General features: G+C 50.5%; 8 protein-coding genes and 1 tRNA gene. 3 read left to right on the top strand and 6 right to left on the bottom strand.

Annotated features, from left to right (window positions below; all coding sequences use genetic code 11):
• Positions 1-574: 574 nt before the first annotated feature.
• The 5 genes from WC959_01065 to dprA all read right to left on the bottom strand — a co-directional run bounded on the left by WC959_01065 (position 575) and on the right by dprA (position 7,152).
• Positions 575-651: transfer RNA gene (locus WC959_01065), tRNA-Asp, on the bottom strand.
• Positions 652-807: 156 nt separating this feature from the next.
• Complete coding sequence (gene infC / locus WC959_01060; protein ID MFA5687733.1) at positions 808-1,305, bottom strand: translation initiation factor IF-3; 498 nt, start codon at positions 1,303-1,305, stop codon at positions 808-810.
• Positions 1,306-1,382: 77 nt separating this feature from the next.
• Positions 1,383-3,104 (bottom strand): threonine--tRNA ligase, encoded by a 1,722-nt coding sequence (gene thrS, locus WC959_01055; protein MFA5687732.1) that lies wholly within the window; start codon positions 3,102-3,104, stop codon positions 1,383-1,385.
• 295 nt (positions 3,105-3,399) lie between these two features.
• Entirely contained in the window at positions 3,400-5,883 is a 2,484-nt protein-coding gene (gene topA, locus WC959_01050) for a type I DNA topoisomerase (protein MFA5687731.1), read from the bottom strand.
• A gap of 150 nt (positions 5,884-6,033) precedes the next feature.
• Positions 6,034-7,152: a DNA-processing protein DprA gene (dprA, locus tag WC959_01045; protein ID MFA5687730.1), complete on the bottom strand. Its 1,119-nt coding sequence runs from the start codon at positions 7,150-7,152 to the stop codon at positions 6,034-6,036.
• A gap of 243 nt (positions 7,153-7,395) precedes the next feature.
• On the opposite strand from dprA, the gene nrdD reads away from it, so the two are divergent.
• From nrdD to WC959_01030, 3 genes are all read left to right on the top strand, one after another.
• Positions 7,396-10,119 (top strand): anaerobic ribonucleoside-triphosphate reductase, encoded by a 2,724-nt coding sequence (gene nrdD / locus WC959_01040; GenBank protein MFA5687729.1) that lies wholly within the window; start codon positions 7,396-7,398, stop codon positions 10,117-10,119.
• A gap of 89 nt (positions 10,120-10,208) precedes the next feature.
• The gene (locus WC959_01035) at positions 10,209-10,601 is read left to right on the top strand and encodes a hypothetical protein (protein ID MFA5687728.1); all 393 of its coding nucleotides are present in this window, start codon (positions 10,209-10,211) and stop codon (positions 10,599-10,601) included.
• A gap of 138 nt (positions 10,602-10,739) precedes the next feature.
• Complete coding sequence (locus tag WC959_01030) at positions 10,740-11,447, top strand: anaerobic ribonucleoside-triphosphate reductase activating protein (protein MFA5687727.1); 708 nt, start codon at positions 10,740-10,742, stop codon at positions 11,445-11,447.
• 61 nt (positions 11,448-11,508) lie between these two features.
• On the opposite strand, the gene WC959_01025 is transcribed toward WC959_01030, so the two are convergent.
• Positions 11,509-12,462 (bottom strand): hypothetical protein, encoded by a 954-nt coding sequence (locus WC959_01025; GenBank protein MFA5687726.1) that lies wholly within the window; start codon positions 12,460-12,462, stop codon positions 11,509-11,511.

Below are 12,462 nucleotides of genomic sequence, written 5' to 3'. Positions count from 1 at the left end.
TTGCGCGCTCGCATTCGCCAGCATAGATGTCCACACATAGATATTCATCCAGATTGTGATTCTGCAATATTCAGGGAGCCTTCTTAGATATGAGCCATCCGGCTCTTGGGAAATTCACAAGGAAACATGGACTCCGAAAAGCTTTTTCACTCAAACTGCGCTAAAAATGGGATGGAGAACATCAATGAGCCTTCAGTCTAAAATTAAACCCCCACTTTAGACCAGGGTTTAGCTTTCAAATTTGATCGATCCCCCGCTAACCTATGCCTACCCCTTGCCCACAGGGAGAAAGTCAATTCTAGAGTGAAATAGCGGCAATAAACCCAACGAAACGAACAGATATTTTTTTAGCTGGATACCTGCACACACTTTTTCCTGAAGAAAAATACTCCTTGAATTGTTCTGAACAGCTTCCGTCAGAGAGCAGAAACAAAAAATGTTTCCACTTTGTTTCCACTTTTGATCAATCTTCATCACGAAACATCACATGCTATCAATTTTGATTTCCGGAATATGAACTTGCATTTTAGGCAATAAAAACGGGGTTAAGATTGATGTCTTAACCCCTGAAATGTGGCGAGGATGACGGGACTCGAACCCGCAACCCCCAGCGTGACAGGCTGGTGCTCTAACCAATTGAGCTACACCCCCACAAAAGAGAGTTGAAAGGATAGCGGGCTTGATTTTGTTTTCAAGCGGAATTTACGAAAGTTCATCAACTTTTTGGCCTGGGTAGATTGTAAATGCAAAAACATTTGAACCAGGAAAAAGGAACGCAGCTATCAATAACGAACTGTAAAAAGTATGTTATTTGGCCTTTTTCGGCACAAGCATCATGGAAAGATTCCGTCCCATCAGCCTGGGCGCCTGTTCAACGGCTGCAACTTCAACACAGTCCTGAACAATGCGCTGCATAAGCTCAAACCCTAAATCACGGTGTGCGTTTTCGCGTCCGCGGAACATGAGTGAAACTTTAACGCGGTCGCCGTCAGCCAGAAATCCGTGCGTATGGCGCAGTTTTGTCTGGTAGTCGTGATCGCCGACGTTGACGTGAAATTTCACCTCTTTCAGTTTGACCACGGTCTGTTTTTTCTTCTGCTCTTTTTTCTTTTTGTCCTGTTCATATTTGAACTTGCCGTGGTCCATAATACGGCAGACCGGCGGCTTGGACGATGCGGCGATTTCAACGAGATCGAGACCGGCTTCGTGTGCGAGCGTCAGCGCTTTGCGGGTCGGAATCACTCCGAGCTGTTCACCGTTTTCGTCGATACAGCGAACTTCCGGAACGCGAATCATATTATTCATGCGCGGGCCGAACTCTCGGCGCGGCGGGCGGGGTCCTCTATTATATGCGGGGCTGCTGATAACGTCCTCCCTGTTAATCAGGCTTTATTGATAACTTCGGCGCCGAGTTTTTCTATAAACTCCGCCGGTGTCACGACTGTTTGTGCACCGCTGCGGTCACGCACCGCAACGGTTCCGTTTTCAATTTCTTTAGCGCCGAGCACCAGCATGTACGGAACTTTTTCCATTTGCGCCGTCCGGATTTTCGCGCCGATTTTGCCGGACTTATGGTCAATTGTAGCACGAATATCCAACCGGCGCAATTCATCTGCCAGTTTTTCTGCGGCGGGAAGCTGCTCTTCGGTCAGCGGAATAACGCGCACCTGTTCCGGTGCAAGCCAGACCGGAAACGCGCCGCTGTAATGCTCAACCAGAATTCCAAAAAAACGTTCGATGCTGCCGAACAGCGCACGGTGCACCATATAGGGACGGTGCTTCCCGCCGTCTTCGCCAATATAACTGAGGTCAAAACGCTCCGGCAGATTAAAGTCGAACTGGATCGTACTCATCTGCCATTCGCGCCCGATGGCGTCTTTAATTTTTAAATCAATTTTCGGTCCATAGAATGCGCCGCCGCCGGCATCCGTATCATAGGGAATGTTCAGCGCTTTGAGTGCCGACTCCAGCGACTCCGTCGCCTGCGCCCAGCGCTCCGGTTCACCAACGGCTTTTTCCGGCCGCGTAGAGAGATACGCCGTAATATTTTTAAAGCCGAACGTTTTCCAGATGAATGTTGAGAAGCGCAGCACTTCCTTGATTTCATCTTCAATCTGTTCCGGCGTACAGAAAATGTGCGCATCATCCTGCGTAAAACCGCGCACGCGCAGCAGGCCGTGCAGCACGCCGGCCTTTTCGTAACGGTACACTGTACCGAGTTCCGCCCAGCGCAGCGGCAGATCGCGGTAAGAATGAATATCCGCTTTGTAAATGTTAATGTGGAACGGGCAGTTCATCGGCTTTACATAGTAATCCGATTTATCGATCTCCATCGGCGCGTACATACCCTCTTTATAAAAATCGAGATGCCCGGACATTTCCCACAGATTCGCTTTGCCGACATGCGGCGTATAAATAATTTCGTAGCCGTTGCGGAAATGCTCCCTGCGCCAGAACTCTTCAATCAGCGAACGGATGCGCGCGCCTTTGGGATGCCAGTGAATTAAACCGGGACCGACCTCTTCGTGCACGCTGAACAGACCAAGCTCACGCCCGAGTTTCCGGTGATCACGTTTTTTCGCCTCTTCCAGCTGCTTCAAATAAAGAGACAACTGCTTTTCGTTCGTGAACGCCGTGCCGTTAATGCGCTGCAGCATCGGATTGGTCTCTTTGCCGCGATAATATGATCCGGCGACAGACAGCAGTTTGAATGTGCGAACCTGCCCGGTGCTTTCCAGGTGCGGGCCGCGGCACAAATCATAAAAATCGCCACAGCGGTAAAAGGTGATGGCTTCGCCGTCCGGAATATCGGCAAGGCGTTCTAATTTATACGGCTGACCGGCAAGCATGCTCACCGCCTCTGTGCGTGAAACTTCCAGGCGTTCGAACGGCAGATTTGCTTCTACAATCCGCATCATTTCGTCTTCGATCGCCGGAAAATCCTCCGGCGTCAAACGATGGGACAGGTCAAAATCATAATAAAATCCATCATCAGTTGCCGGCCCGATATCGAGCTTCACATCATCATATAAACGGCAGACCGCGGCGGCCATCACGTGCGCCGTGCTGTGCCGAAGCATTTCAAGCTGGTTATCGTTATTCATAAATAAGGCGCGAACTTTACATTCACGATTTCACTGTGTCAACCGCGCCAACAGCAGAAAACCCTTTAAATCAACTGCGATTCGAAGAAGAGCCTGCTTGAATCGCCGGCAGCGAAACGGCAGGGAATATAAACAAACGCGAATAAATTGACGGCAACATTTGATATTTCATCCTGTTGCCAACCAGAGATCATCCAAAAAATTATTTTGCTCATCGTGATTTTTCTGGCAACCGGTACAACAGATTATCCTGAACCGGGTTCGCGACCATTCATGTTCACCCGCAGCTAGAAGACTATTCAGCTTCCCTTGCTTTTTTATTACGCGGAAGAGTAATGCCGTATCTTTCGAAAGCGGCGGCGGAATCAGGAATCTGTTCCGGATAGCGTGCAATAATGCGTTTGAGTGCCGCTACCTGTTTATCTGAAAGTGTCCCTTTGGTTTCGAACTGACCGGCGAGTGATTCGTAGAATGTTTTATCGTTAAACTCAGAATTACCGCGTTTTACCGGAGGATTCCACTCTTTGACATGCGTCAGCAAACCGAGCATTTGTTTGATGGTATCAGACGCCGGTGCTTCCGGCTTAGCAATGTTAAATGTTTCAGCAACATTGGCGAATCCTTCAATTTGATCGGCATATTTCAGCAGCAGCGCGTCAAGTGCTGTAATCTGCCGCTCACTCAGCCGCCGGCCGTTTTTAACCTGCTGATGCAATGAGTCAAAAAACTTACCGTCATCATAAACCCGCGAGCCGACCTTGCGCGGTGCCTCAAATTTCACCGGTGCGAGCAATTCAATCTTGCTGACAGTTTCAGCACGCGGGCCTTCTTCCTTTTCGATTTTAAGTTTTTCCACCGCACCAGCGTCAAGCTGATCGATATATTTGCTCGCGAGGCGCATCAGCATCTGCTGCTGGCGCGCTGTAATCTGACCTTCTTCTTCAAATTTTTTCTTCACTGAAGCAATGATTTCGCGATCGTCGTATGTCCGCCGGCCGCGCTTTACCGGTTCAGTCCATGTTTTCACCTGTTCAAAAACGTTCAGTAATTCGACCGTTTCTTCCGGCTCTGCCATATCGCGTGCGTTGTCGAGCCATTTTAAAAACTGTTTATAGAACGACGCCATCATGTTTGTCCACTCGACCGATCCCTCTTCAATTTTATCGAGTCTCTCTTCCATTTCGGCAGTGAATTTTACATTAAACAGGTCATCGAGCGCGCTGACGAGGAAGTCATTCACACGCATCCCGGCCTCCGTCGGAACCAGCGAACGTTTTTCTTTGGTTACATATTCACGTTTTTCGAGCACCGCCAATGTCTGCGCATAGGTGCTTGGACGTCCGACGCCGTTTTCTTCCAGCGTGCGGATGAGCGCCGGTTCGCTGTAACGCGCCGGCGGCTTCGTAAATTTCTGTTCACCGGTCCACTCAACGCAGTCGAGTTTTTCGCCTTCGGAAAGCGGCGGCAGTTTTACTTCGTCGTTTTCCTCTTCGTCATCTTCATTCTTTTTGTCTGCCGGTTTTTCAATGCCGCTGGCGCGCATATAACCCGGAAAAGAAATTTCAGAAGCTGTTGCGCGGAACAGATAAACATGCGCGCCGTCTGTTTCAATCTCTGCTGTCCGGCGCGCGATTTTTGCCGGTACCATCTGGCTCGCCACAAAGCGTTCCCAAATCAGTTTATACAGTTTCGCCTCCTCCGGCTTGAGGCCCTGAACCGCCGCCGGCGTTTGCAGCACGTCCGTCGGGCGAACCGCTTCATGCGCTTCCTGTGCGCCGGCGCGGCTCTTATAAAAATTCGGTTTCGCCGGCAGATATTCCGCGCCGTATTCCGCTGCCACAAAATCGCGGCACGCCGCCTGCGCGCTCTGCGCAATGTTAAACGAGTCGGTCCGCATGTAGGTAATCAATCCGTTTTCGTAAAGCGCCTGTGCGATACTCATTGTGCGCGCCGGCGAAAAACCGCATACGCTCGACGCCGACTGCTGCAGCGTGCTTGTGATAAACGGCGCACGCGCTTTGCGCTGAATCTCTTTTTGAATAATACGCGCCACACGCAGCGAGCTTTTTTCCAGTTCGGCGCGAATCCGCTCCGCCTGACCAGCGGTTTTTATTTCGGCTTTTTCGCCGTTCACCTGTGCCAGCTTAATAAAAAACGGATCGACCGGCGGCGTCTGCTTTTTCACATTCGCACCGAGCAGCCAGAACTCTTCCGGCTTAAAATTCTGAATTTCGCCTTCGCGTTCACACACCAGACGCAGCGCAACGGATTGTACGCGACCGGCGCTCACGCCGCCTTTAATCTGTTTCCACAGCAGCGGACTCACTTTAAAACCGACCAGCCGGTCGAGAATGCGGCGCGCCTGTTGCGAGTTCACACGCTTCATATCAATTTCCACCGGATGCGCAAACGCCTCCTGAATTGCTTTTTTTGTAATTTCATTATAGGTCACGCGGCTGAATTTTTCCGGCGGTACAACATCTTTCAGCAGTTCAAACAGATGCCACGCAATCGCCTCCCCTTCCCGGTCAGGATCGGGAGCCAGAATAACGGCAGTGCTGTTTTTTGCGGCGGTTCTCAGTTCGGAAATTGTTTTTGTCCGCGATGCGGTGTTCACATATTCCGGTTCAAAATTCTTATCGACATCCACTCCGAGCTTTTTCGGCGGCAGATCGCGCACATGACCCATCGATGCTTTCACAACGTAATCACTGCCCAGATATTTATTAATCGTCCTTGCTTTTGCCGGCGATTCCACAATCACTAATGTTTTACTCATTTCTTAAATCTTTTTTAATCGCGAATGAACGCGAATTTTCGCGAATAAAAACGTAGAGTAAACGTCCTGCTTGCTTCATACCACCGGGACGGTTGTTCTACTGTCTTTTCACTTTTAAAAATATCCGTTTCCATCTGCGTTATCCGCGGTTCAACCTTTCAAGTCTTCTGCCAGTTCCACAATCCGGCCCGGCAGTATTTTAATTACGCGCTTCATTTCGAGTCCGATGAGCAGCGCACTTACTTTCGCACTCGGCAGTCCGGCCGCGCGCGCCAGACTGTCCACATCCAGAGCCTCCGCCCAGAGCGCTTTTACCAGCACCTGTTCGGCGTCCGAAAGCGGCACTTCCGGGCGAGCCGAACCTTCCGGCGCCGGAGCTACCAGCTTGTCCGGAGGCAATAAAAGCTCGAACTCTTCCAATATATCGGCGACGTTGTCGACTAATTTCGCCCCGTTTTTTATCAGCCGGTTCGTTCCCTTCGATGCCGGAGAGTCGATTCTGCCCGGTACTGCAAACACACTCCGTCCCTGTTCCATTGCCGCATCGACAGTGTGCAGTGATCCGCTTTTTGCGCCGGACTCCACCACAATCACACCCATCGACAGCCCGCTGATAATCCGGTTTCGGTACGGAAATGTCTGCCGGTCGGCCTGCCGGCCGAAGGGATATTCGCTCACCACTGCGCCGGATTTTGCAATCCGTTCCGCCAGCTCCGTATTTTCCGGCGGATACAATGCATCGAGCGCCGACCCGAGCACAGCGACCGTCCGCCCCTGTCCTTTCAGCGCTCCCTCGTGCGCCGCTTCATCAATGCCGCGTGCGAGTCCGCTCACCACGGTAAATCCGGTTTGCGCGAGCTGATACGCCAGCCGGTCGGCAGTACTCTGTCCGTAATATGTGCATTTCCGGGAACCGACAATACCAAGTGCGTGTTTATCGCGCGGCAGAAGACTGCCGGAAACATACAATGCCAGCGGCGGATCATAAATGGACTTCAACGCCGGCGGATAGTCCGCATCTGCCGGTGTAATAATTTTAACTCCGAGTGACTTCGCGTGTTCCAGTTCACCGGTAAAATCAACTTCACAGCGCTGTGCTAAAATCGATTCCGACAGTTTTTCGCCGATTCCCTGAACTTCACGGAAATCATTCACTGCCGGATCAAACACAGCCTCCGGCGATCCCAGCGCATCAATCAATGCCTGCACTTTCACCGGCCCGATTCCTTCAATCATATTCAATGCAATAAATGCTTCCCGCTCTGTCATGACAAAAATATTTAACGGAAGTTTGTGTTCTTTTAAAGATGAATTTATAAAAAAAATCTGGCGGAATTTGTTCTTTTTCTGCAGAAGAGCCTGATTTTCATCATGTTATGAAAACCACAATATATTGTGGTTGGCGGTTGACATGCATACTTCATTTAGATAGCGTCGGTTCTCGTAAACAAACAATAATTAAAACACCGGCAACCGGAGTTATTAACAGGTTATCAACACGGAGAAGATGTTATGACAGACGTATTTATAAGAAAAGATGCACCTTTTGACGGATTCCGGAAACGTTCCGGTCTGGTGGTTCCTTTCAGCGCAAAAAAAATAGAAATGGCCATTCACGGCGCGGTGAATGAGGTGTCGCGCAAGCAGAATCTGCCGCGTAACGAAGGCCTCGCTCCGAAAATTGCCGCCGAAGTGATCGAGCAGCTCAATAACCCGCAATCCGAATTTTATGTCCGCCCGGAAAACGATGGAAAGCGGATTCCGAAAATTGAAGACGTGCAGGACCTGGTCGAAATTCTGCTGGCCGAAAGCGGCGAAACGCTGGTGGTCGCGGCATATAAACGCTATCGCAAACAGCGCGAACTGGCGCGTAACAGTATCCGTGTGCGCGACGGCAGTGCAAAAAGAGGCAAAGTGGACGTGACAGATGCCAGCCTGCTGCTCGTCGAATCGCACTCCGCCGAAGTGACACTGCCGTGGGATCGCAAACGCATCACAAAACAGATTCTTGACAAAACCGACCTCGCTGTCGATACAGCCATCAGTATTGCGAAATCGGTTGAAAACCGCATCATTGCCGGCAAAATTAATACGGTTAACACCACGTTGATCCGTGAAATGGTGAATAACGAACTCACCGAACGCGGCTATCAGGAACAATTGCGCGACCTGTCGCTCTACGGCGTGCCGCGCGATTACGTGGAAAAACTGATGTTCACGAAGTCGACGGAAAACAGCAACATTGTGAACAATAATCCGGAAGCGGTGAATCTCGGTATCGCCGAACTGGTGCTGAAGCAGTGGGCACTGGATACAATTTTTGATGCCGATATTAAACGCGCACACAACACCGGCGCAGTGCACCTGCACGACCTCGGTTATCCGCACCGCGTGTACTGCTCCAGCCATTCGATTGAGTATGTGAAAAAGTACGGGCTGAAAGGTCTGATCAATCTGAATACAGAATCAAAACCGGCAAAAACGGCGTCCGTGCTGACAGGACACCTCAACACCTTCCTTGCGTCGATGCAGGCAAACTACGCCGGCGCGCTCGGCATCGCGTACATCAATATCCTGTATGCGCCGCTGCTCGAAGGTATGACCGCTAAAGAGCTGAAACAGATTGCGCAGGAGCTGATCTTCAACGGCTCCCAGAATGCATTCAGCCGCGGCGGGCAGACGCTGTTTCTTGACTTTAACATACATTCCGGCGTTCCGAATTACATGAAAACTGTGCCGGCGATCGGTCCCGGCGGGAAATATATGCTGCGCCGCAAAGATGGCACGAAAACCATGCTTGAGGAGGTGCTGCGCGAAGAACGCGACACCAGCGGATATCAGTTAATGGATCTCTATGCAATGGAAGCCGACGGTTCGCGCCGTCTCGTACTGCGCGAAATTATCGGTAAAGACGGCCTTGAAGCGGATGGCAAGGTCGAAAAAGCGGTGACCGCTGCCGGTGAAAAGGTTTTGACGTACGGTGATTACACCACAGAAGCGCAGGAGTTCTGCCGTGCACTGCTCGAGGTCTGGGGCGACGGTGACAGCAACGGTCGCATTTTTGAATTCCCGAAATGCGACTTCCACGTCAGTGAAGAAACCTTCACCGATCCGGAACAATACAATATTTTTGAAGCAGCGTGTGAACTCGCGGCGAAAAACGGTTCGACCTATTTCATCTTCGATCGCGACGAAGTCACACTCTCCGCCTGCTGCCGTCTGCGCACAACGATTAATGATAACCGCATGCTGCGTCATCCGGAAACCATGCGCTTCTGCGGATTCCAGAATGTAACGATTAATATCCCGCAGGCATCCTACCGCGCATCGCGCCGCGGCGGCGATATTCTCGCAAACTTTTACGAAGAGCTCGACAAAATGCTCGAACTTGTCGCACAGGCACATCTGCAGAAGAAAGCCAAGATTACCGAAATGATGAGCGGCAGCGGACACCCGCTGTGGCAGATCGGAAAAAATTCATGCGACGGGAAACCGTATGTGAATCTCGAAACCTCAACGTACATTGTTGGTCTGATCGGCGTGAATGACGCAGTGAAATTCCTGATCGGACAGGAGCTGCACGAGAGCGAGGAAGCGCAAAAATTCGGTCAGCAGATTGTAGCGCACATGTATGTGAAAACGAAAAAGATGACGAAGAAATACAATCTGAAGTTCACACTCGAAGAATCGCCGGCGGAAAGCGCTGCGCGCCGTCTGGCGAAGAGCGACCTCGTCTACTTCCATGAAGAGGCGAAGGACATTGTGAAAGGAGACAGTGACGATGTCTGCTATTACACCAACTCTGTGCATCTCACCGCTGATGCGCCGGTCGGTCTGGTGGAACGCATTCGCGAACAGGGGAAATATCACAGCCTGATCGAGTCCGGTGCGATAACACACGCGTTCATCGGCGAAGAAAAGCCCTCTGCAAAAGCGATCAATAAACTGATCACGGAAACATTTTTCCGTACGCAGTCGGCACAGGTTACCATTTCGCCGGAATTCACCTTCTGTAACAGCTGCCATCACCAGATGCGCGGGCTGCTGGAAAAATGTCCGCAGTGCGAGTCCGAAGATGTCGTTGGTGAAACCCGCGTAGTCGGCTATTTCAGCAAAGTTCAAAACTGGAATAAATCCAAACGGTTCGGCGAACTGAAAGCGCGCCGGCGCGGACAGTATAATGTTGAAACTGCTGATGCCGGCGCCGGACAGAAATTAGTTTCGGTTGAAGATTAATGACTAACCGCAAAGAATGCAGAGCGCAAAAATATTAAATTTTGTGATCTCTGTGTTCTTGCACAGTGAAAAATAGAGGAAATCCGGCAATGGCCAAACCATTTAAAATTCAGGTCTTCGGTAAACAGGGTTGCGCAAAATGTAAAACGCTGAATCAGCGGCTGGACAAACTGCTCACCGAAGACGAGTGGAAAGAGTTTGAAAAAGAATATTACGATGTCGAAACAGTCGAAGGTCTCGTTGCCTTCTCTTCAGCCGAATGCATCAACCCGCAGCGGATTCCGGCGCTGCTGGTAACGCGTAAAGATGAAGACGGCCGTTACGCCCCCGTTCTTGTGCGCGAACCGAAAATGCATGACAAGGTATGCGGCAAATCGCGCCTCTATCACTATGTCGGACTGCAAACCGACTACAGCGATGCAGGTAAAGGAATCATTTCACCGAAAATGATAACCGCCGTGCTGACAGAAGCGCGCGGTTGACATTGCCGGCCGGCAGTAACCTCGTCCGCAACGGCGGTGATCTTTTTAAAAAGTCCAAGATTCACTGTTTAGAGTTCGGAGTTAAAAAACCTAAAGCCTTCTCAAATCTGCAATCTGAAATCAAAAGTAAAGTCTGAAATGCCCGAAGATTCTCCAGTTTACGCTTTTCTTGAAAAACCTTCAATGATCGATTATCCCGGCTATTTGTGCGGAACGTTTTTTACGAGCGGCTGCAACTTCACCTGCGGATTCTGCCATAACGCGACGCTGATGGGACGTAAGAAAAAATGTCTGACCTGGGGCCGGTTGAGAGAAGTCTGCGCCAAATTTAAAACTGAATGGGTGGATGCCGTTTGCATTACCGGCGGCGAGCCGACACTCGAGCCCGATCTGCCCAAACTGATTCAATTTATGCGCGATTTCGACTTCAAAGTGAAACTCGATTCAAACGGCTCGCGTCCTGAAATGTTAGAAATGTGTCTGCCGCTGATTGATTATATTGCGATGGACATCAAATCCTCTGTGTCCGCTTATCCGCAGCTCACCGGTTTTTCACAGCTTGAAAAAATCACTCAGTCCGTGCAGCTGATTATGAACAGCGGCATTGAGTATGAATTCCGCACAACCGTTATCGAGCCGTTTCACACCGACGCACAGATGGGTGAGATCGGCGAACTCATCCGCGGCGCAAAGCGTTACACCATTCAACCGTTTCTGCCACAGGAAAATCTGCCCAATCCTGAAATGCGCACACTCCGGCGCACCACGCCGGAACGGTTGCATGTCATCGAAAAAATCGTTGCGCCCTACGTTCAGGAAGTCATCGTGCGCGGCGCCGGAATTTAGTACAGAGAGACATCCCGTCTCATTGTCCATCTGCCGGAATAAGGCTGAAAACTTATCTGCGTTACGGAATATTTTTTTCAAAATAAATCATGTCTTTGCGAGGGCAGATCACGACGGAATATTTTGCAAGAAATTTTGCACCGAGCCGGATTCCGCCAACAGAGGCCTGCACCACTGCCGGTTTTGCTATCTCAAATTCTCCGAGCCGGATCGTTTGAATCATAGCGGCGGAATCGGATGAAACCTCAAAATCGCCGGCGGGGTCAATTAGCACAAATCGGTCTTTACCGTCGACATTACCGCGCACAGCACAGGCACCGATGCTTTTGACAATCGGCAGCGAAAAAACTACCAGATCGGGATTCGAGATGTACTCTTCAGTGGTCATGAGAATGATTTTACCCGTGCTGTAATCAAGGCGGATCTGTTCAAATTTGCTGAGCGTTGCCCAGCCGATAACGCCTTCCGGTGCCGGCTTTTTAATCCCGCGCGCCTGTGCGCCGAGCGGTCCGCTCGCCATACGGACATGCAGAACCGGATCTTCAATATAAAGCTGATTCAAACGCAGTGATTTCACAACAGATACGCAGCTTGCAATATCATCGTCGGGTCGTTTTTCAAGACGCGCCTGCCGTTCGCCAATAGCCTGTGCACCGATTTTTTTTGCGAGCTCAAAGGTGAACCAGTTTTTATTTTCGGTAAAATCAAGCAGCACCGGATATTCGCGCCCGATGCCGGTGCGAATGTTAATGACAGTACGGTACGGTTTTTCAGCCTGCATCGGCAGTGCTTCAATCTGCTTCAAATGCAGCCGGCTGCCGCCGCGATACTCAGTTCCGCCGCCGGGTGTCTGATAAATCCCGATGTTATAGATACGCGGATCGCGCGTGCGCGCGGTGAATTCCTGCTGCTGCCTCCATGAAAGCGGCTGCGGCTCTTCAGAGGTTTTACAACCGGCAATAATAAAAAGCGCAAATAGAGCGGGAATTCGTTTTTTTAATGTTTTTTTATTCAT

The sequence above is a fragment of the Kiritimatiellales bacterium genome, from assembly GCA_041656295.1.
Lineage (GTDB): Bacteria > Verrucomicrobiota > Kiritimatiellia > Kiritimatiellales > Tichowtungiaceae > Tichowtungia.
Note: the sequence above shows the minus strand (reverse complement) of the source record. Positions and strands in the feature narration are given on the sequence as shown.